General features: G+C 48.2%; 31 protein-coding genes. 22 read left to right on the plus strand and 9 right to left on the minus strand.

Annotated features, from left to right (window positions below):
• Positions 1-379: 379 nt before the first annotated feature.
• The 5 genes from OQ477_RS03255 (at position 380) to OQ477_RS03275 (ending at position 4936) form a co-directional block, all read left to right on the plus strand.
• Positions 380-1339 (plus strand): MBL fold metallo-hydrolase, encoded by a 960-nt coding sequence (locus tag OQ477_RS03255; RefSeq protein ID WP_265971367.1) that lies wholly within the window; start codon positions 380-382, stop codon positions 1337-1339.
• 5 nt (positions 1340-1344) lie between these two features.
• Positions 1345-2121 (plus strand): SDR family NAD(P)-dependent oxidoreductase, encoded by a 777-nt coding sequence (locus OQ477_RS03260; RefSeq protein ID WP_017418085.1) that lies wholly within the window; start codon positions 1345-1347, stop codon positions 2119-2121.
• A gap of 16 nt (positions 2122-2137) precedes the next feature.
• The gene (dsdA, locus tag OQ477_RS03265) at positions 2138-3487 is read left to right on the plus strand and encodes a D-serine ammonia-lyase (protein WP_265971368.1); all 1350 of its coding nucleotides are present in this window, start codon (positions 2138-2140) and stop codon (positions 3485-3487) included.
• A 75-nt stretch (positions 3488-3562) separates the two neighbouring features.
• Positions 3563-4522 carry a type I pantothenate kinase gene (coaA, locus tag OQ477_RS03270; RefSeq protein ID WP_003153290.1) on the plus strand — a complete coding sequence of 320 codons (960 nt, stop codon included), beginning with the start codon at positions 3563-3565 and terminating at the stop codon, positions 4520-4522.
• A gap of 24 nt (positions 4523-4546) precedes the next feature.
• Positions 4547-4936, plus strand: coding sequence for a VOC family protein (locus tag OQ477_RS03275; protein WP_265972411.1), 390 nt, complete (start codon positions 4547-4549; stop codon positions 4934-4936).
• A 1-nt stretch (position 4937) separates the two neighbouring features.
• Here the strand turns inward: OQ477_RS03275 and OQ477_RS03280 are convergent, their stop codons facing one another.
• The 5 genes from OQ477_RS03280 to OQ477_RS03300 all read right to left on the minus strand — a co-directional run bounded on the left by OQ477_RS03280 (position 4938) and on the right by OQ477_RS03300 (position 8242).
• Complete coding sequence (locus tag OQ477_RS03280) at positions 4938-5099, minus strand: DUF4083 domain-containing protein (protein ID WP_265971369.1); 162 nt, start codon at positions 5097-5099, stop codon at positions 4938-4940.
• Positions 5100-5204: 105 nt separating this feature from the next.
• Positions 5205-6275, minus strand: a complete 1071-nt coding sequence (locus OQ477_RS03285) for an AI-2E family transporter (protein WP_265971370.1) — start codon at positions 6273-6275, stop codon at positions 5205-5207.
• Between the two features lie 73 nt (positions 6276-6348).
• Complete coding sequence (locus OQ477_RS03290; RefSeq protein WP_003153294.1) at positions 6349-6555, minus strand: YqzH family protein; 207 nt, start codon at positions 6553-6555, stop codon at positions 6349-6351.
• A 100-nt stretch (positions 6556-6655) separates the two neighbouring features.
• Positions 6656-7000 carry a YolD-like family protein gene (locus tag OQ477_RS03295; RefSeq protein WP_101669875.1) on the minus strand — a complete coding sequence of 115 codons (345 nt, stop codon included), beginning with the start codon at positions 6998-7000 and terminating at the stop codon, positions 6656-6658.
• A 15-nt stretch (positions 7001-7015) separates the two neighbouring features.
• Positions 7016-8242: a DNA polymerase IV gene (locus OQ477_RS03300; protein ID WP_265971371.1), complete on the minus strand. Its 1227-nt coding sequence runs from the start codon at positions 8240-8242 to the stop codon at positions 7016-7018.
• A 215-nt stretch (positions 8243-8457) separates the two neighbouring features.
• Here OQ477_RS03300 and OQ477_RS03305 point away from each other — a divergent pair, with 215 nt between their 5' ends.
• The 5 genes from OQ477_RS03305 (at position 8458) to OQ477_RS03325 (ending at position 10899) form a co-directional block, all read left to right on the plus strand.
• On the plus strand, positions 8458-8928 hold the full coding sequence (locus OQ477_RS03305) for a GNAT family N-acetyltransferase (protein ID WP_007612374.1): 471 nt from the start codon (positions 8458-8460) through the stop codon (positions 8926-8928).
• A 13-nt stretch (positions 8929-8941) separates the two neighbouring features.
• Complete coding sequence (locus OQ477_RS03310; protein WP_007409393.1) at positions 8942-9286, plus strand: antibiotic biosynthesis monooxygenase family protein; 345 nt, start codon at positions 8942-8944, stop codon at positions 9284-9286.
• Entirely contained in the window at positions 9283-10251 is a 969-nt protein-coding gene (locus OQ477_RS03315; RefSeq protein WP_265971372.1) for a GNAT family N-acetyltransferase, read from the plus strand. The genes OQ477_RS03310 and OQ477_RS03315 overlap by 4 nt, the downstream gene beginning before the upstream one ends.
• Positions 10252-10322: 71 nt before the next feature.
• Positions 10323-10685 (plus strand): iron-sulfur cluster biosynthesis family protein, encoded by a 363-nt coding sequence (locus OQ477_RS03320; protein WP_265971374.1) that lies wholly within the window; start codon positions 10323-10325, stop codon positions 10683-10685.
• Positions 10660-10899 (plus strand): DUF2552 family protein, encoded by a 240-nt coding sequence (locus OQ477_RS03325; protein WP_003153307.1) that lies wholly within the window; start codon positions 10660-10662, stop codon positions 10897-10899. Before OQ477_RS03320 ends, OQ477_RS03325 begins: the two co-directional genes overlap by 26 nt.
• A gap of 39 nt (positions 10900-10938) precedes the next feature.
• On the opposite strand, the gene OQ477_RS03330 is transcribed toward OQ477_RS03325, so the two are convergent.
• Entirely contained in the window at positions 10939-11853 is a 915-nt protein-coding gene (locus tag OQ477_RS03330; protein ID WP_265971376.1) for an alpha/beta hydrolase, read from the minus strand.
• 121 nt (positions 11854-11974) lie between these two features.
• On the opposite strand from OQ477_RS03330, the gene OQ477_RS03335 reads away from it, so the two are divergent.
• Positions 11975-12199: a YqkE family protein gene (locus OQ477_RS03335; protein ID WP_007409396.1), complete on the plus strand. Its 225-nt coding sequence runs from the start codon at positions 11975-11977 to the stop codon at positions 12197-12199.
• A gap of 32 nt (positions 12200-12231) precedes the next feature.
• Here OQ477_RS03335 and OQ477_RS03340 read toward each other — a convergent pair whose 3' ends face one another.
• Positions 12232-13152, minus strand: coding sequence for an aldo/keto reductase (locus tag OQ477_RS03340; RefSeq protein WP_265971378.1), 921 nt, complete (start codon positions 13150-13152; stop codon positions 12232-12234).
• A gap of 62 nt (positions 13153-13214) precedes the next feature.
• Positions 13215-13337 carry a Z-ring formation inhibitor MciZ gene (gene mciZ, locus OQ477_RS03345; protein ID WP_003153315.1) on the minus strand — a complete coding sequence of 41 codons (123 nt, stop codon included), beginning with the start codon at positions 13335-13337 and terminating at the stop codon, positions 13215-13217.
• Between the two features lie 78 nt (positions 13338-13415).
• On the opposite strand from mciZ, the gene OQ477_RS03350 reads away from it, so the two are divergent.
• Both OQ477_RS03350 and OQ477_RS03355 read left to right on the plus strand, forming a co-directional pair.
• Positions 13416-13970: an NUDIX hydrolase gene (locus OQ477_RS03350; protein ID WP_003153317.1), complete on the plus strand. Its 555-nt coding sequence runs from the start codon at positions 13416-13418 to the stop codon at positions 13968-13970.
• Complete coding sequence (locus OQ477_RS03355; protein WP_265971379.1) at positions 13970-15133, plus strand: TIGR00375 family protein; 1164 nt, start codon at positions 13970-13972, stop codon at positions 15131-15133. Before OQ477_RS03350 ends, OQ477_RS03355 begins: the two co-directional genes overlap by 1 nt.
• A gap of 9 nt (positions 15134-15142) precedes the next feature.
• On the opposite strand, the gene OQ477_RS03360 is transcribed toward OQ477_RS03355, so the two are convergent.
• Positions 15143-15496 (minus strand): helix-turn-helix domain-containing protein, encoded by a 354-nt coding sequence (locus tag OQ477_RS03360; protein ID WP_032873211.1) that lies wholly within the window; start codon positions 15494-15496, stop codon positions 15143-15145.
• Positions 15497-15672: 176 nt separating this feature from the next.
• On the opposite strand from OQ477_RS03360, the gene OQ477_RS03365 reads away from it, so the two are divergent.
• The 9 genes from OQ477_RS03365 to OQ477_RS03405 all read left to right on the plus strand — a co-directional run bounded on the left by OQ477_RS03365 (position 15673) and on the right by OQ477_RS03405 (position 23312).
• Positions 15673-16662: a type I asparaginase gene (locus OQ477_RS03365; protein WP_003153321.1), complete on the plus strand. Its 990-nt coding sequence runs from the start codon at positions 15673-15675 to the stop codon at positions 16660-16662.
• Positions 16663-16699: 37 nt separating this feature from the next.
• Positions 16700-18127 carry an aspartate ammonia-lyase gene (aspA, locus tag OQ477_RS03370; protein WP_003153322.1) on the plus strand — a complete coding sequence of 476 codons (1428 nt, stop codon included), beginning with the start codon at positions 16700-16702 and terminating at the stop codon, positions 18125-18127.
• Positions 18128-18268: 141 nt separating this feature from the next.
• On the plus strand, positions 18269-19675 hold the full coding sequence (nhaC, locus tag OQ477_RS03375; RefSeq protein WP_265971381.1) for a Na+/H+ antiporter NhaC: 1407 nt from the start codon (positions 18269-18271) through the stop codon (positions 19673-19675).
• Positions 19676-19687: 12 nt separating this feature from the next.
• The gene (locus OQ477_RS03380; RefSeq protein WP_007409402.1) at positions 19688-21001 is read left to right on the plus strand and encodes an NAD-dependent malic enzyme; all 1314 of its coding nucleotides are present in this window, start codon (positions 19688-19690) and stop codon (positions 20999-21001) included.
• Between the two features lie 111 nt (positions 21002-21112).
• Positions 21113-21403 (plus strand): hypothetical protein, encoded by a 291-nt coding sequence (locus OQ477_RS03385; protein ID WP_003153325.1) that lies wholly within the window; start codon positions 21113-21115, stop codon positions 21401-21403.
• Positions 21404-21458: 55 nt separating this feature from the next.
• Positions 21459-21686, plus strand: a complete 228-nt coding sequence (locus OQ477_RS03390) for a hypothetical protein (protein ID WP_265971383.1) — start codon at positions 21459-21461, stop codon at positions 21684-21686.
• Positions 21687-21762: 76 nt separating this feature from the next.
• Positions 21763-22407, plus strand: a complete 645-nt coding sequence (spoIIM, locus tag OQ477_RS03395; RefSeq protein ID WP_007409404.1) for a stage II sporulation protein M — start codon at positions 21763-21765, stop codon at positions 22405-22407.
• A gap of 112 nt (positions 22408-22519) precedes the next feature.
• On the plus strand, positions 22520-22969 hold the full coding sequence (fur, locus tag OQ477_RS03400) for a ferric iron uptake transcriptional regulator (protein ID WP_003153330.1): 450 nt from the start codon (positions 22520-22522) through the stop codon (positions 22967-22969).
• A 115-nt stretch (positions 22970-23084) separates the two neighbouring features.
• Entirely contained in the window at positions 23085-23312 is a 228-nt protein-coding gene (locus tag OQ477_RS03405; RefSeq protein ID WP_003153331.1) for a YqzK family protein, read from the plus strand.
• Positions 23313-23314: the final 2 nt, after the last annotated feature.

Here is a 23314-nt window from a genome sequence, read left to right on the forward strand (position 1 = left end):
TAAAAACACAAAAAAACCTTCCCGTCAAAAAGGACGAAAAGGTTTCGCGGTACCACCTTACATTAGCACGAATCAGCCGTGCTCAGCTCAAATCCCGTAACGAGGGGATACGTTTAGGTTTTCCTAACCGCTCTGAGGGCAGGTTCTGTAAACAAGAGGGCCGCAATGTCTTTCAGCCGGGGACATTGCTCTCTGCTGCCGTTGTTTATATACTAGTTCCTCGTCATCGCGTTCCGTGTTTTCTAGTTTGTTGTTCATTATGCTATGCGCAAGAGCGGGATGTCAATCTTTTTTTCCGATATGCGGCAATAATGACACAGTGAAAAGAAAACGCTAAAATATGATTATTCAGGAATGAAAAGAACGAAGGAGCGTAAACATGGCAGCGAGAAAGATCATTCCGATACGTGTGCCGACTCCGTTTGCAGTCGGCGACGTTATCGTTTATTTAGTAAAAGATGAAGCCTTAACCCTTATTGATTGCGGCCCGAATACAAAGGAAGCGGCTGAATCGCTCTCATTGCAGCTTAAGGAACACGGGGTTTCTGCGGCGGATATAGAACAGGTGGTGCTCACTCATCATCACGCAGATCATTCAGGTCTGCTGCACCTTTTTTCTGAGGATACGGAAGTGATCGGGCATCCGCTGAATGACAGGTACATTACTCAGGATCAGTCGTATATCGCCCGGCAGGAGGACTTTTTTCTGTCGCTTATGACTGAAATGGACGTTCCCCTGACGCCTGAAGACATACATAAAACAGTTCAGCTGTCATACTTATTTTCTGCAAACCGTCCGTTAACGAAAACAGTGAGGGAAGGCGGAAAAATTGACGGGCTTAACGGCTGGACGGTGCTCGAAATCCCGGGTCATGCCGCTTCTCACATTGCGCTCTACCATGAAAAAAGCGGTGAAATGTTCAGCGGTGATCTGCTTTTGTCCAACAGCTCCACCAATCCGATTCTGGAAGCTCCGGAAAAGGGGGGCGTGCGCGCTGCCCCGATGCTCGACTACTTGAACTCAATGAAGCGGCTGTATGACGTAAACCCGTCCTTTTTATATCCGGGACACGGCGATCTGCTGACAGACGTAAAGCCTGCTTTTGACAGGCGGCTTGAAAAACAGAGAAACCGGTCGGAATATGTGCTGCGCCTGTTGTCAGAGGAAACGCTGACGGCTTTCCAGGTATGCCGGCGGCTGTTTCCGGCTGTTTATGAAAATGAATTGTTTTTAACGATGTCAGAAACGATCGGCCATCTTGACGTGCTGGCCGCCGAAGGGAAGGCTGTATCCTTTCAGTCGGGGAACACTCTGAAGTTTAAAGCTGTGAAGGGGTGAAGGAAATGGGCAGATTAACGGATAAGCGGATTTGGATCACCGGAGCATCCGGCGGACTCGGAGAACGGCTTGCATATTCCTGCGCGGCAGAAGGGGCTCATGTTTTTTTATCCGCCAGGCGGGAGGACCGCTTGCAGGAAGTGAAAAAGACGATTACCGCGCGCGGCGGACAGTGTGATGTCATCCCGTTTGACGTCCGGCATGCAGAAGAGGCTGAAAACGTAAGGCGTTTGATCGGTCATGTTGACGTATTAATCAACAACGCTGGCTTCGGCATTTTTGAAACGGCCGCTGATTCATCTTTGGATGATATGAAGGCAATGTTTGAAGTCAACGTCTTCGGATTAATCGCCTGTACGAAGGCCTGTCTTCCTGTGATGCTTCATGCGAAAAGCGGCCATATTATCAATATCGCCTCACAGGCCGGCAAATTGGCGACGCCGAAATCAAGCCTTTATTCCGCAACGAAACACGCCGTGTTAGGGTATTCCAACGCGCTGCGGCTTGAGCTGGCCGGTACGGGTGTAGCCGTGACAACGGTTAATCCCGGTCCGATCAAAACAGACTTCTTTACAATTGCAGATAAAGAGGGCGGTTATGTGAAAAGCGTCGGCAGATGGATGCTTGATGCCGACCATGTGGCAGAGCGCATTACATCCGTGATTCTGACGGATAAACGGGAAATGAATCTTCCGCGATGGATGAGCCTCGGGACGAAGCTGTATCAGCTTTTCCCATCGTTTACAGAAAAACTGGCCGGCCGCGCATTAAAGAAAAAGTAACAAGGGGGAAAAAGGAATGTCCGACCGGGATATACACAAAGTATTGAATGCAGAGCCTTTAGTCAGGCAAATGGCGGAGGCGCGTGAAGTATTTTGGATCAATCCGCATAAAACCGATGATCCAGTAAAGCATGGCGCTGAATGGAAAAAGGAGATTGCCGAAGCAGAAGAAAGGCTGCGCCGGTTTGCGCCTTATATCGCGTCGGCTTTTCCGGAGACGGGAGCGGAGGGGGGCCTCATTGAATCTCCGCTTGTCTTGATTAATGAAATGAAGAAGCATCTGGAACACAGCGCCGCTCAGGCTTTCCCCGGGCGTCTGCTTTTGAAATGCGACGACGAACTTCCGATTTCCGGTTCCATTAAAGCGCGCGGCGGAATTTACGAAGTGCTGAAGCATGCCGAAGATCTCGCGGTAAAAGCGGGTATGCTCTCAGCAGACGACGATTACAGCATATTGACTGAAGAACGGTTTACCGCTTTTTTCTCAAAATACTCTATAGCCGTCGGCTCTACGGGCAATTTAGGTCTGAGTATCGGCATAATCGGCGCGAAGCTCGGCTTTTGTGTGACCGTTCATATGTCCAGTGACGCAAAGCAGTGGAAAAAGGAGCTGCTCCGGGAAAAGGGGGTTCGCGTCATCGAATATGAAGCAGACTACAGTCTGGCTGTCAAAGAGGGGCGCATGCAGGCGAAGCAGGACCCTTATTGTTATTTTATTGATGATGAGCATTCCCGGGATCTGTTTTTGGGGTATGCCGTTGCGGGAAGCCGTGTGAAAAAGCAGCTCGATCAAATGAACATAAAGCCTGATGCAGATGAACCGCTTTTCGTTTATTTGCCGTGCGGGGTCGGAGGAGGCCCGGGCGGCGTCGCGCTTGCGCTAAAGCTGATCTATGGCGAGCATGTCCATATTTTTTTCGGTGAGCCGACGCATTCACCGTGTATGCTGTTAGGACTGTTTTCCGGCTTGCATGACGGAATCAGCGTGCAGGATATCGGTCTTGATAATCAAACGGCCGCCGACGGACTCGCGGTGGGAAGGCCGTCCGGACTGGCCGGCCCTCTGATGGAACCTATACTCAGCGGCTGTTATACCGCCGATGACGGCACGCTTTTTTCGCTGCTTTATCAATTAAGGGCGGCCGAGAATAAGAGCCTTGAACCCTCTGCACTCGCCGGACTGGCCGGAGCCGTCAAGGTCGTTCAGACCGAAGCCGGAAACCGTTATATAAAAGAGCGGGGGCTTGAGATGGAAAATGCCGTGCACCTTGTGTGGAGCACCGGCGGAAGCATGGTTCCGGAGGAGGAAATGGAAGAGTACAGCCGGATCGGTTCCTCATTTTTGAAAAAAATGGGCAGACAGTGAAGCGGTTTTCCGTTACAATCTTTGTAAGCGTTTGTTTTTTTATCGGAAAGCCATACAGAGAGATTGGTGTGAATTGTGAAAAGTAAAGAATTGAACTTACATACATTGTATACGCAGCACAGCCGCGAGTCGTGGGCCGGATTCGGCGGCCATCTTTCCATTGCCGTTTCAGAGGAAGAAGCCAAGGCCGTAGAAGGGCTGAATGACTACCTGTCGGTGGAAGAAGTAGAAACGATTTACATTCCGCTTGTGCGCCTGCTCCATCTTCATGTCACGTCTGCCGCAAGACGGAATCAGCATGTCAATGTGTTTCTGAAGCATCCGCATTCAGCGAAAATCCCGTTTATCATCGGAATCGCGGGCAGCGTCGCCGTCGGCAAAAGCACGACGGCGAGAATTTTGCAAAAGCTGCTTTCCCGTCTGCCGGACAGGCCGAAGGTGAGCCTGGTGACAACCGACGGTTTTTTGTATCCGACGGCGGAATTAAAAAGGAAAAACCTTCTGTCCAGAAAGGGATTCCCGGAAAGCTACGACGTGAAAGCGCTGCTTGAATTTCTGAACGATATAAAGTCAGGGAAAGAGAGAGTGGAGGCGCCCGTATACTCCCATCTTACCTATGACAGGGAAGAGGGCGCCGTCGAGGTTGTCGAAGGTGCGGATATCGTTATTATCGAAGGAATCAATGTCCTGCAGTCGCCGACCTTAGAGGACGACAGGGAAGATCCGCGGATTTTTGTATCCGATTTCTTTGATTTTTCGATCTATGTGGATGCCGAAGAAAGCCGGATTTTCACGTGGTATTTGGAGCGTTTCCGCCTCTTAAGAGAAACCGCCTTTCAGGATCCGGCTTCTTATTTTCATAAATTTAAGGATTTGTCTGATGCAGAAGCGGATACCATGGCCGCCTCCATTTGGGAGAGCGTCAACCGGCCGAATCTGTATGAAAATATCCTGCCGACAAAATTCAGATCGGATTTGATTTTGAGAAAAGGTGACGGTCATAAAGTTGAAGAGGTGCTGGTAAGGCGGGTGTGATGTGAGGAGGAAGCGAATATTATGATACATCATATTGAGTTGTATGTATCTGACTTGAAAGCCTCCGCCCGGTTTTGGGGATGGTTTTTAGGTGAGCTCGGTTATAGGGAATTTCAAAATTGGGACTCCGGCATCAGCTGGAAAAACGCAGGATTTTATGTTGTGCTTGTACAGACAGAGGAGCGTTTTTTAACACCGGAGTACCACAGATGCCGGGTCGGGCTGAACCATCTGGCTTTTCATGCTGTATCAAGAGAGCAGGTTGACGAGATGACAGAAAAGCTGCTTGCCAGAGGATGCCCCGTGCTTTACAGGGACCGCCATCCATATGCAGGCGGAAGCACGCATTACGCCGTATACACGGAGGACCCGGACCGGATAAAAGTGGAGCTCGTTGCTCCTGCTTCTGAATGAACTATTCGTTTTTTTCTTCGCGCAGCGCGTCGAGTTTCTTTTCGATTCTGTCCAATTGTATGCGGCGCTGTTTCAAGCTTCTGAATACGTATATCACGGCAAATAGGGAAAATGCGGCTGCAATAAATGAAATCAATTGAAAAATGACATCACCGATGTTCATCTTTTTTACCTCCGTGTGCGGCGGGCTTCTTCAGCCCGCCGTTTTTTCATTTTGACCGATGTGAAGACATGGAGGATGAATCATTTCTCATTTCTCATTTCTCTCTTAGCTTTGTTTTTTTCTGAGAAAGAATAGTTTCTGCATGTGGCTTATGACCACTTTTGCGGCCGCATATCCCGGAATGGCCAGCAGCATCCCGGCAATTCCTGAGAATTTGCCGGCGGCAAGCAGAAGAAAAATAATGGTCAGCGGGTGAATGTCCAGCTTCCGTCCCATAATTTGCGGGGAAATCAGCTGGCTTTCAAGCTGCTGGACAATGACGACGACCGTAATCACCAGCACCGCCTCGGTCGGTGAATCGAACAATCCGACAATGACTCCGGGAAATGTGCCGATCCAAGGCCCGATAAACGGAATCAGGTTTGTCACCATGGCAAACGCGCCCAGAACGAGCGGATAATCGAGCCCGATTATAAAATAGCCGATTGTGACGAGTACGCCGACACAAAAACTGACGAGCAGCTGTCCTTGTATGTATGAACTGAGAGCTTCATCCATGTCCTGAAGGATTTGTTTTCCTTCTTTTTGATGTTTTTCCGGAAGAAGCCGCAGCAGTCGCCGGGGGGCTTTGTTTCCTTCTTTTAACATGTAATACAGCGCAAACGGAATAATGGCGGCGGTGATGGCGGCATTGGCAGCCGTACCGGCCAGGCTGCTGAGAGAATCAGCGATTGAACCGGAATAATTTGCGGCTTTGTCCGCTAATTTTTTAAAGGAATCCCCATGCTGAAGCCGGGAAAACCATTTGCTGTCCTGAAGATGCCCGATCCAATTTTCAGCTTTTGCGGAAAGCTCCGGAATATGATCTGTGAAGGCTGTAAACTGTTTTTGAACGGCAGGGCCCGCCGTATAAAGGAAGAGGACAAAAAGGCCGGCTGTTCCCGCATAAATCGTTAAAATCGCGATTCCTTCGGGCAGCTTTAATTTCGCATGCAGCAGTCTGACGAGCGGGCGGCACAAATAGTAGAGGACGCCCGATAATACAATAGGCGGAAACAAGGTTTTAACCGTAATCACAACAGGCTGGAACAAAAAGTCTATTAATGTTCCGAGATAAATGATGAGAAATAACAGAAGAACGGCATAGCCGATCCTGAAATAAGGCCCGATAGGCATATCCTGCACCACGCAATCTTTAAGGGTTTACTCTCGGACGTTTCCCTTATCGCCCGGTGCATAAACGTCCGTGTCAGGAAAACTGCCCCTGATTGGTGACGTAATCGTAGATAATATCTTCTACATGGGCATGGAGATCCTCATCGGGTTCTTCATTCCTTCTTTCTTCTAAAGCTTTTTTTAAACTCTGTTTTTCATAGGGGCTCAGCGGATCTGTCGACACATTCCGTCCATACTGGCGGAGGGCTTGTCCCAGCATTTTTTCTATAAATTGATCCATCATATATTCTCCTATTCTTGTCATTCATCTTTATTCTACTAAATATCATGTGATCCTCCCACTCTTCTATCATATTTTCTGTCAGGCCGGGGTAGGATTTTTATTCCGATTCAGCTGAGAGAATACGATGAAACGGCAGCGTTAACACATCTTCATCGTTTATGATTTTTAAACGTTTTTCGTCATGCCTCACTTGTTTTACCCATCCCCAAAAGCGGCGGGGGCCGTGTGCTGAAGCATAGGTGACCGAGATGGCCCTGTCTTCTTCAATCGACGCCGCAATGATGCGGTTCATGTCGTTCAGTTGCTCTTCGCTCAGTTCCGGAGGCCGGAATTCCCGTTCTTTTCGTTTTTTTGCAAGCAGCTGCTCCCGATGTTCGGGCAGCATCATCCGGCTTGATTCCCACATGACATTATACCCGGGTGTTAATTTGTTCGGATTCATGTATATCACCTCAAATTATTTGTAGTGCCCGCCGATTTTTTCAGCCCGGTGAAAGGCTTGGCCGGCCTCTGTCAGTGAAGCGGCATGGAGGAGCGACGCAGGGCCGTACCGCTCATGAATATCATCCAATACTTTGCCGAGACTGATCTTTTTTTCCTGAGCATCGAACAGGCTCAGCTGAACATAATCACAGGGCTCCAGCTGGGAAAGGGAGACGCCGGCGCTGCGGACGGGCTCACCGTTCCAATGCTCTTTGAAGAGCTTGACCGCCGCTTTAAAAATATCCATTCCGAAATTAGTCGGAGAGATCAGCTTTCTCTGTCTGTGAAAACCTGAAGGGAATTCAAAATCAGCGCCTCTGATGCTGACCGAAACCGTATGGCCGATGTATTGTTTGAAACGGGCGCGGCGGGCCACTTCTTCGCTTAACTCCAGCAGCACGACTTTGATATCCTCAAAGCGGCTGTAGTCTCTCGGGAGGGTCATGTTATGGCCGATCGCTTTTTGCCGGCTGTGCGTGTTGACGGTGACCGGAGAGGGATCGATGCCGCGGGCTGTCCGCTGAAGCAATTCGCCGTTAATGCCCCAGCGTTTTTTCAGCAGTTCGGCTGGGTGCCCCGCAAGCCCGCCGATTGTGCTGATGCCCATCCGTCTTAAATGATGCTCCATCCGTTTTCCGATGCCGAATAATTTTCCGACCGGCAGCGGCCATAGATCCTGCCTGATATTTGACATATCCAATCTGTGGATGCCGGATGCGTTTTTTTTGGCAAAATGGTCGCAAGCCATTTTCGCGAGCGCCTTATTCGGCCCGATGCCGACACGGGCATAAATTCCGAATTCACGCATAATCGCTTGCTGAATGCTTTTGGCAATTGTAAAAGGATCACCGAACAGCCGCCTGCTTCCGGTCACGTCGAGAAACTGCTCATCGATGGAGTAGGGTTCTACAAGATCGGTATACCGTTCAAACAGTTCGGTAATCATGACGGATACATCAATATACCGCTGCATCTGCGGACGGACAATAACGGCATCGGGACATTTGGCCTGCGCTTCCCACAGCCGTTCGGCATTTTTTACGCCGTATCGTTTGGCGAGCGGACAAGCCGCAAGCACGACGCCGCTGCGTCTTTCGGGATCTCCCGAGACAATCACGGGCCGGCTTTTGAGATGAGGCGCTTCCGCTTTTTCCACAGACGCATAAAACGATTGCATATCAACAAGAAGAATATAAGCCATAAAAAAACCTCCGGGAACGTTTGTTCTGTTTTTCATTGTACCCGAACAATGATCACGTTTATACTGGTAAATCATTCCCCGGCTGGAAGACGTGCTGATTCGTTTGCTTGAAAAGAAATCATTTACAATTGCAAACAACCCACATATAATTTTTTATATTCCAATGAGAAGAGCTGACATTCATTTTGCCGGACGAAAAGGAGAGTCAATCGATAATGGATATTCGAACAATTACCTCTGAAGACTATGAAATGGTTACGTCTGTTTTGAATGAATGGTGGGGCGGCAGGCAGATGAAAGACAAACTGCCGCGCTTGTTTTTTGAACATTTTCAGGACACAAGCTTTATCACGTACGGGCCGGAGGGAATGACCGGTTTTTTAATCGGTTTTCAGTCACAATCAGACCCTGAGACAGCCTACATTCATTTTTCGGGTGTGCATCCGGATTTCAGAAAAATGCAAATTGGAAAACAGCTCTACGACCGATTTATGGAGACGGTGAAGAAAAGGGGCTGCACAAAAGTCAATTGCGTGACGGCGCCTGTCAATAAAGTATCAATCGCTTATCATACAAAATTAGGCTTTGAAGTTGAAAAAGGAACCAAAACCGTAAACGGAATCCCTGTTTTTGCGAATTATGACGGTCCGGGAGAAGACCGGATTCTGTTTGTGAAATACATATGAGGGGGATGAATATATGGGTTTTTTAGCTGACACGCCCAAACCGCCCTATTATGCGGTCATTTTTTCATCAATAAAGGGCAAATATGATGAGGAATATGAACATACGGCAGAGCGCATGATGAATTTGGCAGGCGGACAGCCGGGCTTTTTAGGCGCGGAAAGCGTTCGGGAGGAAAACGGCTGCGGCATCACGGTTTCCTACTGGGACAGCCTGGAGGCGATTAAAAGGTGGAAAGATCATACTGACCACCAGGCGGCAAAACAAAAAGGAAAAAGCGCCTGGTATGAAGCGTACGCGGTCCGCATTACGAAGACGGAGTCACAGCGGATGTTTGCGTCAAAAGGGGCGGAAGATTGATTACATTTTTACAGCATACACAAGAACAGACCGCGCGGGAAATTGCGGCGGTTCAGCGCTGCTCTTATCAAAAAGAAGCCGAGCTGATCGGCTTTTTCGGCATTCCCGCCCTGCATGAAACACCCGATGATATACAGCGGTCGCGGGAGACGTTTGCCGGTTTCAAGGAAAAAGATCAGCTTGCAGGCGTCATTTCGTATGAAAAAAAGGGATATGACCTTGTCATATGCAGGCTGACGGTGCATCCTTCAGGCTTTCGGAAAGGAATCGGACGGGCGCTTATTCAATTTGTGATAGACGAGAACCGGGACGCCCAAAAAATAGAGGCGGCTACCGCCAGCCAAAACGTTCCGGCAGTCTCTCTCTATTTAAAAACCGGGTTCACAGAAGCCGGACAGATAGAGACGCCGGAAGGGCTGACCCTCTCGTTTTTTCATCTTTATCCGAAGAGGAAAGCGGAAGTTGTTCCGTACAAGCCGGAATGGAAAGAAATGTTTGAAAGAGAGAAGACGGACTTGATCCGAATCTTCGGCCCAGCACTTCATTCTGTCAGCCACATCGGCAGCACCTCCATCCCGCAGATGGCCGGCAAACCCGTCATCGATATACTGGCGGAGGTCAAAGATATTTCGGACGCTGACCGATTCAGTCCGCAGCTGGAAGCACTCGGCTATGAGGCGAAAGGGGAAAACGGGATAGAGGGCCGGCGTTTCTTTCAAAAAGGCGGCAACAAGCGCACACACCACGTCCACATATACAAAACAGGCCATCCGGACGTGAAGCGTCATCTGCTGTTCCGGGATTACCTCACCGCAAAGCCTGAAAAAGCGGCTCGATACATGGAACTGAAACGGCACCTCGCTGAGACATACCCATACGATATGGCAAAGTATAGTGAAGGGAAAAATGACTGGATCAAGGCGGCTGAACAAGAGGCAAAGGACTGGGAGAGCGGGCTGCTGTAAAGAAAGCAGAAACAATGCATACAGCGGCTCGGTATGCTACAATGGCGAAAATGAAAAACGGAGGATCATCTATGCAAATACATGTGACGGATGCGGCGAAACAAACATTTCAGCAGGCGATGGACGCCAACCCGGGGAAAAAAGCGCAGCTCCGCTATGACGCAGAAGGCTGCGGGTGCGCGGTGAGCGGTGTGCCGGCCATCTGGCTGGCGGACGAATTAACGGGACAATGCGAAGCCATTGAAACCAACGGACTTCCGCTTTACATCCAGACCTCACAAAAAGTGTTTTTTGACGAGGAAATGACAATCGATTACAATGAAAAGGCAAAAACGCTCGTCTTAAAAAGCCCGGCAGAGATGCTGAGCCCGAGAATGAGCATATTAGTAAAGCAGGGAGAAACGGAAAGTGAATCAAAAGCTGAAAGCCATTAAACAGACGGCACAGCATAAAACGTGGGTATCCTTTCTGAACAACAACCACCCGTACAGTCTGCTGCACTGGTCTATCGGAGGCGCTGAATCCGTTCAGAAGGATGTCTGGCTGCTTCAGGATGAGATGACCTTCAAAGCGCAGGAGTTTACGACAATCGACCTCGCCATTGACTGGATCGGAGAAAATATGGACGGGATTACCGACGTTTTATGACGGGAAAGCGAAAGAACCAGCATACGTTCTTTCGCTTTTTTACGTTTGCGTCATGGTATCTAAAAAGGTTTGAACGGCTTTACGGTAGCTCTCCGGATTTTTGGTGTACGACATGGCATGCCCGCCCGATTCGGCCAGATAGAGCATCTTAGGGCCGCGTTTTCTGCGGTGCAGCAATTCGGAAGAAGCGGAAGGTATATAATCATCTTCCTTACTGTGAATAAACAGCACGGGCTGCCGGATGCGGCTGATAACCGATAGAGGCGATACATCACGGATACGGTATCCTTCTCTCATCCGCAAAAAGAAATCAGCCAAAGGCAGAAGCGGCCACGGAGGCAGCCGGAACTCCCGCTTCAGTCTGTAGGCGAGCTGATCGCGAAAGCTTGCGAACGGACAGTCCGCAATATAAAAATCAGCGCCGTTTTCATCCTGATGCCCGCCCGCGTATAATAAGGCCGTCACCGCTCCCATCGACTCCCCGTGTATGCCGATTTGACCGCCGTCTCCGGTTTTGTGTCTCACCCAATTCACGGCTTCTTCCAAATCATCTTTTTCAAAATAGCCGTAGCTCGTCGTTCTGCCGCCGCTTTTTCCGTGCCCGCGGTGGTCATATACGAGCACATTCCAGCCTAAATCTAAAAATAAATCCATGTATTTCAATGAATTGAACGAATTTACGGTAACGCCGTGACAAATAATCATGGTGTTTGCCGTATGATGCGGGGCGATGTAAAAGCCTTTGATCTCATACCCGTGGCGCGACAGGATGACGGCATCTTCTTTTTCCATGGCCTGAAAGGAATCAAATCTATCATGCCCGTCCGCCGTTTCTTTTTTCATGATTTCTTCATCCGTCTTTTTCTTCATAAACATAATCAGATTCGTAAAAGCGAATCCGGCAGCCAAAAAGACTGCGCAAGCCGAACCGAACACCGCCAGCCATTTTTTCACACAGGTGCCCTCCTTTAATATGAAAAATCCTTCCTCCGGCTTTTCAGACCGTGAACGTTGCCGGCCTCCGGCGCTCCGTGGTACACTTGCCTCACCATATTCAGATACGGGGGGCGTAATGATGAAAAAGCAGCTGCCTAAAGAAAAACACAGCTTAAAAGACGATCTGGAGGAAGATCTGAAGGCCAGGCTTTTGCAAATGAAAAGTGAGCTGAAGGAAGAAGACGAGAAAAAACAGGCGCAGCAAAAGGCGGAACAAATCAGAAAACGAAAAGAAAAAGAAAAACATAAAAGCTTTGAAGAGCTGCTGAATGAAAGCAGTCTCGATTGGCATAAATATAAATAAACCGGCATCTGAAAAGGTGCCGGTTTTATTGTTTAAGAACGATGGGCTTCGTATATGTCCCGTTTTGTATGGTATTGCAGGGCTTTGATTTCCTGGCTGCTTAAACGACGGGCCTCTGCAGCCGAACAGTTTTCTCTCAGCTGCTCAAGTGAGCTGGCTCCGGTGATGACAGAAGCGACGGCCGGCTGTGACAGCAAGTATTGAAGAGAAAGCTCCGTCATGCTCAAGTCAGGTGCGGCAGCGCTGATCGCTTTTTTGGTTTCTGCCAGTTCTGCAAAAGAATATGTTAAATAGCCGTTCTCTTTTACGTTTGCGGCCGCCTGATCAAGCGGTTTTTCCGTAAGAAGCCCTTTAGCGACAGGCCCTCTTGCGACTACGCTGATTCCGTTCTCTTCTAAAAGGGGAAGCCACTCCTCGGGACGCCGGTCCAGCAGGCTGTATTGCATCATCACGCTGGTGATATTTGATTTTTTTACATATTCTTTAATAACATTCGGACGAATCGAGGAAATGCCGTAATACCGGATGACACCTTCCTGTTTTAAGTCCTCAAATGCTTCGATCGTTTCGTCAATATGATCTTCCATCGTGCCGCCATGCAGCTGATAAAGATCGATATAGTCCGTTTTCAGCCGGCGCAGGCTGTTTTTGACCGCTTCTTTTATGTATCCTTTGGAAGCGTCCCAATGCCAGCCGTCTTTATCATCATTCCAGCGGTTTCCGGCTTTCGTGGCTAAAATGATGTCGTGCCTGCGGTTTTTGACGGCCTCCCCGACAATTTCCTCATTTCTGCCGAAATCATAAAGGTCAGCGGTATCTAAATAATTGATTCCAAGCTCGATCGCTTCATCCAAAACAGACAGCGCTTTAGCTTTATCCGTGCCCAGCGACATACAGCCGAGCCCGATTTCGCTTATTTCTAAATCAGAATGTCCCAGTGTGCGTTTTCTCATCGTTTCGCTCCTTTTTATAGTCTTTTATTGACCGTAATATAAAGGCGCGAAGTTTTCAACTGTTAAGGCCCGGTGATCCAATCTCCGACATAGCGGAATGTCCGTCCGTATTCTTTCAGTTTAGCCCGCACTTCCCACGCCTTTCCGACCAATACGATACTCTTATCCTTCCGGTACACCTTCAATCGAAAAGCACCTCCCTCTCATGCATGTATGATAAAATATATGAGGCATAATAGAGAGACAGAACGGGAGATGACATGATGAAACATTTAGAAGAAAAAACACTTGCGAAAAAAAAGCTGTATGACGGGAAAGTCATAGATCTTTACTTAGAGGATGTAGAGCTCCCGAACGGAAAAACAAGCAAGCGGGAAATCGTCAAACATCCGGGAGCGGTGGCCGTACTTGCGGTGACTGAGGAAGGAAAAATCATTTTGGTGAACCAGTTCAGAAAGCCGCTGGAACGGACAATCGTTGAAATTCCGGCCGGGAAGCTTGAAAAGGGGGAAGAGCCGGAACATACGGCGTTAAGAGAGCTCGAGGAAGAAACGGGATATACGGCGGAAACCTTGACGAAAATCACCGCTTTTTATACATCACCCGGGTTTGCTGATGAAATCGTGCATCTCTTTCTTGCGGAAGGGCTTTCGCCGCTGGAAGAAAAACGAGAGCTGGATGAGGATGAATTTGTCGAAGTCATGCAGGTCACGCTTGAAGAGGCCGTGAAGCTGATTGAATCCCGCAGGGTGTATGACGCAAAAACGGCGTACGCGATTCAGTATCTCCAGCTGAAAGAAGCGCTGAAGGAAAAATGATGAAAACCATCTATGCGGACCTGCATATTCATATCGGCCGCACCTATACGGGAAAACCGGTCAAAATCACCGGGGCCAAAACGTTGACGCTGCACCGGATTTTAGAAGAAGCCAGTGAGGGGAAGGGAATTGAACTATTGGGCATCATCGACTGCCATTCCCCGGAAGTCATAGAAGAAATCGAGCGCGGAATTGATGAAGGCAGATACCGTGAGCTGAAAGAAGGCGGCATCCGGTATCGGAATACGACGCTTCTGTTGGGCAGTGAGCTTGAAATCTATGATCACACATGCCGCGGGCCGATTCACGTTCTCGTCTTTATGCCGGATCTTGCCGAAATGAAGATGTTTTCTGAGTGGCTCGCAAAAAGGCTTAAAAATATCCATCTCAGTTCCCAGCGCATTTATGAAACCGGTTTGAATCTTCAAAGGAAAACAAAGGAATTGGGCGGGCTGTTTATTCCCGCCCATATGTTCACCCCGCATAAAAGCCTGTACGGAAAAGGGGTCAGATCTTCTTTGACAGAAGTTTTCGACCCGGCGCTCATTGATGCGGCGGAACTCGGGTTAAGCTGCGACACCGACATGGCTTCGCGGGTAACAGAACTTGATCCGTATACATTTTTAACAAATTCTGATGCGCATTCCTTAGGAAAAATCGGCAGAGAATATAATGAAATGCTTCTTAAAGAAGCGAATTTCACGGAATTTTCGCTGGCTTTAAAAGGGAAGGGCGGAAGAAAAATCACGGCGAATTACGGGCTGAACCCGAAGCTCGGGAAGTATTACCGGACGGCTTGCGACCGTTGCGGCAGCCCGGTTGAAAAAGGAGCTTCCGCCTGTCCGGAGTGCGGGGGGAAAACAATGACAAAAGGGGTCAGTGAACGGCTGGAGGAACTGAGCGGACCGAAAAAAAGCCGCATGCCGCGGCCGCCGTATATTCATCAAATCCCGCTGCAGTTCATTCCCGGGGTCGGGCCGAAAACGTTAGAAAAACTGAAGCGGGTTTTCGGAACGGAGATGGCGATTCTTCATCAGGCGCAAGAAGAGGAATTGGCGCGTGTCGTCCAGCCTAAAATAGCGGCTGTCATTCATAAAGCGCGCACCGGGCAGCTTGTCCTTGAGGCCGGGGGCGGAGGGACGTACGGCAGAATCAAGCCGTAAAAGCCGGTTTTAGCGGAGCTCCTCCTGCACCTTCTTTTTCGTGCGGACAAACGCAATCAATTCGATAATTTCATCCTGGTTAAGCGGCTGTCCGTCAACGGTCAGTGTGCCGAGGCCTTGTGCGGCGTTTGTTAATTCGATGGTCTGTGCAAACGGCTCCGCCTTTTTTTCAGTGCGCCCGAGTAAATCGTCGCACGTCGTGTCAAACAGATCGGCAAGCGTGCCCAGCGCCTCGAATGACGGACGCCGGTATCCAGATTCATACCCGGCGTACGTGCTTTTGGCGATGCCGAGACGGTCAGCCGTATATTGAAGAGACCAATTTTTCTTTTTTCTCAGTTCAGTTAAACGATCTAAATTCATATTCAAAACCGCTCCTTTTCACTTGAGCAAATTATATCATATCGATATGCAAAAGTGTACGCGAATTGAATAATAATCACTTGATTAATTTCATTCGTCTGTCTATAATTTGATTAAAAGTATGCGAAAAGCGAATGCTTAACACATCTTGAGAAATGGATGAAGAGGTGCAGGGTATGAAAAAATTATTGCTGTTAACAACCGGAGGAACAATCGCCTCAGTCGAAGGAGAAAACGGGCTTGCACCCGGGGTGAAAGCAGACGAATTGTTAACCTACGTATCAAAACTTGATAACGATTACACGATGGAAACCCATTCGTTAATGAACATCGACAGCACAAATATGCAGCCTGAATACTGGGCCGAAATCGCAAATGCTGTCAAAGAAAAATATGACGCATATGACGGGTTCGTCATTACGCACGGGACAGACACAATGGCTTATACATCAGCGGCACTGTCTTATATGCTTCAGCATGCTGATAAACCGATCGTCATTACGGGTTCGCAAATCCCGATTACATTTCAAAAAACCGATGCCAAAAAAAATATCACGGACGCGATCCGCTTCGCATGTGAAGGGGTGGGCGGCGTATACGTCGTATTTGACGGCAGAGTCATTCAAGGCACACGCGCCATTAAATTGAGAACGAAAAGCTATGATGCATTTGAGAGCATTAACTATCCGTATATCGCGTTTATTACCGAAAACGGAATTGAATACAACAAACAAGTGCACATGCCAAAAGACGATGCTTTTACGGTCAATACTTCACTTTGCACGGACGTGTGCCTTCTCAAGCTCCACCCGGGGCTGAAACCGGAAATGTTTGACGCATTAAAGGGCATGTACAAAGGAATCGTCATTGAAAGCTACGGCAGCGGCGGCGTGCCGTTTGAAGGAAGAGACATTCTCGCCAAAGTCAATGAAATGATTGAAAGCGGCATTGTCGTCGTCATTACGACACAATGTCTTGAAGAAGGAGAGGACATGAGCGTCTATGAAGTCGGCCGAAGAGTCAATCAAGATCTCATTATCCGCTCCAGAAATATGAACACGGAAGCCATCGTGCCGAAATTAATGTGGGCGCTCGGCCAGTCTCACAACTTGGCTGAAGTCAAAAACATTATGGAGACACCGATCGCAGACGACGTTGTACTGTAAAAACATGACTACCACAAAGAGAAAGTAGGGTTTTAGCATGACAAACGCGCAAAAAGAATATCGTCAGGAAAAAGATTTCCTCGGAGAAAAACAAATTGAAGCTGATGTGTATTACGGAATACAAACGCTGCGCGCGAAAGAAAACTTTCCGATTACCGGCTACCGCATCCACGAAGAAATGATTAATGCGCTCGCCATCGTCAAAAAAGCGGCGGCGCTTGCCAACATGGATGTAAAACGGCTGTATGAAGGAATCGGAAATGCGATTGTACAGGCCGCAGATGAAATTCTTGAGGGAAAATGGCATGACCAATTTATCGTCGATCCGATCCAAGGGGGAGCCGGAACGTCCATGAACATGAATGCCAACGAAGTAATCGGCAACAGGGCTCTTGAAATCATGGGCCATAAAAAAGGTGAATACATTCACCTCAGCCCGAACACACACGTCAACATGTCACAATCGACGAACGACGTGTTCCCGACGGCAATCCATATTTCAACCTTGAAACTTCTGGATAAGCTCCTTGATACGATGGCGCATATGCTCAGTGTCTTTAAAGATAAAGCGAAACAATTTGATTCTGTCATTAAAATGGGGCGCACACACCTTCAGGACGCTGTGCCGATCCGTCTCGGACAGGAATTTGAAGCATACAGCCGCGTGCTTGAGCGTGACATAAAGCGAATTAAACAATCCCGCCAGCATCTGTATGAAGTAAACATGGGGGCAACGGCCGTAGGTACGGGACTTAACGCCGATCCGCGCTACATAGAACAGGTTGTGAAGCACCTGGCTGACATCAGCGGACTGCCGCTTGTCGGCGCCGGCCATTTGGTTGACGCCACACAAAACACTGATGCGTATACGGAAGTTTCAGCCGCGTTGAAAGTATGCATGATGAACATGTCTAAAATCGCCAACGATCTGCGCTTAATGGCTTCAGGTCCGCGCGCGGGACTTGCGGAAATTTCACTGCCCGCCCGTCAGCCGGGATCATCCATTATGCCTGGGAAAGTCAACCCTGTAATGGCAGAGCTGATCAACCAAATCGCCTTCCAGGTCATCGGGAATGACAATACGATCTGCCTCGCTTCAGAAGCGGGCCAGCTGGAGCTTAACGTAATGGAGCCGGTACTCGTATTTAACCTGCTTCAATCCATCAGCATCATGAATAACGGGTTCCGTTCATTTACCGATCATTGTCTGGCGGGAATTGAAGCCAACGAAAAACGTCTGAAGCAATACGTGGAAAAAAGCGTCGGCGTCATTACAGCGGTCAATCCGCACCTCGGGTATGAAGCGGCTGCGCGAATTGCCCGTGAAGCAATCATGACGGGGCAATCTGTAAGAGATCTTTGCCTTCAAAATGATGTACTGACAGAAGAAGAATTGGATATCATTTTGAATCCGTATGAAATGACAAAACCGGGGATTGCCGGAAAAGATCTATTAGAAAAATAAATTTTAAAGCAACAACAGCCGCCTTTTCACGTTTTTTAGTGAATAGGCGGTTGCCATACAAAGGGATGAGGCAGTATAGTATAATTTGTTATATCATTTGATGAAAGCGTTTTAGCTTTTTTCTTCTAGGGGGATTTTCTTATGAAAGAGGTCAGATTGCCGAATTTATTGGAAATTATTATCTTATTATTCGGGTTTTTAGCGCTTGTCTTATCATTTACAGTATTTTTAGACCTGCCGATCCAGCTTGCTCTATTTATATCCTGGTTTATCGCTATTATTCTCGGAGTCAGACTGGGATATTCCTATAAAGACTTGCAGGCTTCGATTGTCACCGGGATATCAAACGGTCTTGAAGCGGTGTTGATTCTTGTTTCGGTCGGTGCGCTCGTCGGGACATGGATTGCCGGCGGTGTTGTGCCGACGTTAATTTATTATGGTTTAGAGTTTATTAATCCTCATGTTTTCCTGCTTGCTACACTGATTATTTGTTCCGTTATGTCCATTGCGACCGGAACGTCCTGGGGAACAGTGGGTACAGCGGGGATCGCCATGATTGCCATCGGAGAGGGAATGGGTATACCGCTCCCGATCGTAGCGGGAGCCGTTTTGTCCGGCGCTTACTTCGGAGACAAGCTTTCACCGCTGTCTGACAGTACGGTGCTTGCCTCCACGCTTTCTAAGGTGGACGTGCTGTCACACGTCAGAGCGATGATGTATCTGTCAATTCCGTCCTATATTATTACGGCCATTCTATTTACCGTAACGGGATTTATATACGGCGGAAAAAATATTGATCTCGACAAAGTGGAATTTTTAAAATCTTCATTACAGAAAACGTTTGACATTCATATATGGATGCTCATTCCGGCTGTTGTCGTCGTGGTCCTTCTGATTTTGAAAAAGCCGTCTATGCCCGTTATCGTCATCGGTGCTTTGCTTGGGGCAATCTGGGCTTCCGTCTTTCAGGGAATGAATTTTGCCAGTGCCATCGCGACTGCTTATAATGGTTTTTCCATAAAAACGGACGTCGAATTTTTAAATGGCCTGTTAAACCGCGGAGGCATTACCGGTATGCTGGATACGTTAGTCGTTATCCTGTTCGGTCTTGGTTTTGGAGGAATTCTTGAGAAGCTCGGTGTATTAAAAGTGATTGTCTCAACTTTTGAGAAAAAGCTGACCACACCGGGAAATGTAACGCTTTCGACATTGGTCGTCGCCCTTTTAGGGAACATTTTCGGCTGTGCGATGTACGTGTCATTGATTCTGACGCCGAAAATCATGGAGAACAGTTATGATAAACTGAAACTTGACAGAAGAGTTTTATCCCGGAACGCAGAGGTGGGCGGAACGCTTACTTCAGGGATGGTGCCGTGGTCTGATAACGGCATCTATATGGCCGGCATTCTCGGCGTATCCACATTTTCTTATCTGCCGTTCATGTGGCTCAGTTTTGTATCTATCGGACTGGCAATATTGTACGGATACACGGGGAAATTCATTTGGTACACGAAAGAAAAATCCTTACAATCTCAAAAATTGGGTTAGGAGGTTCATTTCATGATTACAAAGCATATGATTCGGACGTTAATGATTGAAACGCCGACTGTTCCCGGAAATCTCGGAAAAGTGGCAACCGCCATCGGAGTGATGGGCGGAGATATCGGGGAAGTTGAAACCGTTAAAGTCGGCCCGAACTACACAATGCGCAACATTACGGTGCAGGCTGAAAATGAAGAGCAGCTGCAGGAAATCATTCAAGCCATTGAAGCTCTCGGTGAAGGCATCCGTCTTCATACAGTCTCAGATGAAGTGCTCTCTGCTCATGAAGGCGGCAAAATTCAGATGAAAAGCAAAATGCCGATCCGGACATTGGCTGAGCTTGGCCGTGTTTATACGCCGGGTGTCGCCGATGTGTGCAGACTGATTGAAAACGAGCCTGAAAAAGCGTCCATCTATACGACAATCAGCAATTCTGTCGCCATTGTCACCGACGGCACGGCGATTCTCGGCCTCGGCAATATCGGCTCTGTCGCCGGAATGCCCGTAATGGAAGGGAAAGCCGCGCTTTTTGACCAGCTGGCGGGTATCAGCGGAATTCCGATTTTGCTCGATACCTCTGATCCGGAAGAAATCATTCGCACGGTAAAACATATTTCTCCGGGGTTCAGCGGAATTCTGCTTGAAGATATCGGTTCGCCTCACTGCTTTGACATTGAAGACCGCCTTAAAGAAGAACTGGACATTCCGGTTATGCACGATGACCAGCACGGCACGGCGGTCGTCACGCTCGCCGCCGCCATTTCCGCTTGTAAAAGCGCCGGTCTTGATTTAAAAGAAGCGAAGGTCGGTCAGATCGGTCTCGGCGCGGCAGGCGTCGCCATCTGCCGCATGTTTATGGCATACGGAGTCAAAGCGGTCTGCGGAACGGACAAGTCAGAAGACGCAATGAACCGCCTCGCTCAGTACGGAGGTCAGCCGCTTGGAAGCATCAAAGAATTAATGGACACGTGTGACATTGTGATCAGCACCACAGGAGTTCCGGGCCTCATTAAAAAAGAGGATGTCAGAAAAGGACACGTCATTCTGGCCTTATCTAATCCGAAGCCGGAGATTGAACCGGAAGAGGCATTACAAGCCGGAGCCGCTTATGCAGCTGACGGCCGTTCGGTCAATAATGTTCTCGGCTTCCCGGGGATTTTCCGCGGCGCGCTGAACGCCAAAAGCAAGAAAATCGACCATGAAATGCTTGTGGCGGCCGCAGAAGCCATCGCCTCTTGCACAAAACACGGCGATCTCGTGCCTCAGCCTTTGGATGCGGACGTGCATCAGGCCGTATCAGCAGCCGTAGAACGGGCCGCGGCAGGAAAATAAACAACTCTTACAGTACCGGACATGTGCCGGTGCTGTTTTTTTATCATGAATAGGAAGCGGAATTCTTAGGCAGGCTAACGATAGCAAAAGACGGAATAAAGAGGTGTCGATGTGGATTATTTTCCGCTGATCCATACAAATATTTGGGATGCTGTGATCGGCGTGCCGGTCGTCTTATGCGTCACACAGCTGATCAAAGTGTTCTGCCGGGTTCCGGGCATATTCGTTCCCACGATTGCCCTTGCTGCCGGAAATGTTGTGTCTATCGTTTTCGGTCACCATGAACACGTGTATGCGGGGATTTTTATGGGATTTTTTTACGGATACGCCGCAATGGGGAGCTATTCATCTGCGAAAACGTCTCTGCGCGCTTACCGGTCGAAACATGAGCCGTATTCATGAACACATCTGGATTTTTTTGTTATGATAAAGAAAAGGGAAAAGGAGCGATTGGCACATGGCGAAGAGCAAAACGAAAAAAATGCGGGAGCATCTCAAAAGAAACGGGATGCGTGACGCAGTCCTGTCAAGGGGGACGGCGCCGTCTTTCAGCACCCATGAAAGAGTGACGAAAACCAAAAAAGACAGGCTTGAAAGAATAAAGCATAAAAAAAGGAACCCCTATGATCACCGGAGTGAGGACGGGGGTTCTTTTTTTATGCCCGAATCTCGCGCCTTTCTATGATTTCTCTGTCATGTTTTCTCTTTTCTTTCATACAATCTACTAAATCAAGTCAATAGATTAGCGGGAGGAAAGCGGTATGAGAAAACAATCGTACAAAGAACTGTTTTTTCGCCATGTAAAGGATCATCTGTCACTTTATATATTTGTGTTCGTCTTGTTTTTGATGGGGGTCATTTTCGGGGCGATCATCGTCAACAGCATGACCATCACGCAGAAAGAAGATTTGTATTACTATTTAAGCAAGTTTTTCGGACAGCTGTCAGACGGAAAACATGCCGGCGCTTCAGAAATGTTTTGGCAGGCCGTCTTTCATGATGTGAAATATTTGGGGCTGATGTGGATTCTCGGTATTTCCGTGATCGGTCTTCCGGTTATTTTCATTATGGTGTTTTTGAAAGGAATCGTCGTCGGCTTCACGGTCGGTTTTTTAGTGAATCAAATGGGGATGAACGGGTTTTTCCTGTCATTTATTTCGGTTCTGCCGCAAAACATCGTTCTCATTCCGGCATATCTTATCATGGGGACATGCTCCATCGCTTTTTCACTGAAACTGATCCGGCAGCTGTTTGTCAAACGCAGCCTTCATGACGCGCCGATCCAATGGTTCGGACGCTACGCCTTCGTGCTGATTCTCATCGTTTTCTTCTCGGTCATCGCTTCGCTGCTCGAGGCGTACGTGTCTCCGCTGTTTATGGAAAAGCTGTCATCACGCATATTTTAGAATGATTATCACAAAATAATACTTTTATTTATCAGTTTATAATAATTATAGTTGGAACTCTGCGCGTATTTTGTTATAATGAGTCATGGAATGCGGCGTAGGAGGGAAAGACATGGAAAACCGTATTGATCGAATTAAAAAGCAGCTGCACTCGTCAAGCTACAAGCTTACGCCACAGCGGGAAGCAACGGTAAGAGTGCTGCTTGAAAACGAAGAAGACCATTTAAGCGCAGAAGATGTATACCTCCTCGTAAAAGAGAAATCTCCTGAAATTGGTCTCGCTACAGTATACCGTACATTAGAATTATTAACAGAATTAAAAGTCGTTGATAAAATTAACTTCGGGGACGGCGTATCCCGCTACGACCTTCGCAAAGAAGGCGCGGCTCACTTTCATCACCATTTGGTGTGCATGGAGTGCGGAGCCGTCGATGAAATTGAAGAAGATCTGCTTGAAGACGTTGAAGAAGTGATTGAACGTGATTGGAAATTTAAAATTAAAGATCATAGATTGACTTTTCACGGAATCTGCCACCGCTGCCGCGGGGATGAAACAGAGTAAAAGCCTACGAACCTTTTCTGCCAGGAAAGGGTTTTTTGCTGTTTTTATGTATAAAAGCCTTTGAAATTGGCATAAGGTGTACTAACAGCCGCCAAAAGAAAGGGTCGATCGAAAGATGGGCAGATTCCTAAAAACAGCCGCGGATACGATCAAAGTGTTTATTCTGTTCACAGGTTTTACCGCGCTGTTCTATTATGCTATGATATGGGTGAATTCAGAGTATGAAAACTATCATCGGTACGATAAACCGGAAGGCTCCGCCGTCAAAGTGGCCAAAACGGAACATGAGGAGAAAGACGGCTGGTTCGGCCGATTGATCTTTTTTTACCAAAACGGGGAGTAGAT

This window comes from Bacillus sp. ChL18 (assembly GCF_026241425.1).
Lineage (GTDB): Bacteria > Bacillota > Bacilli > Bacillales > Bacillaceae > Bacillus > Bacillus velezensis.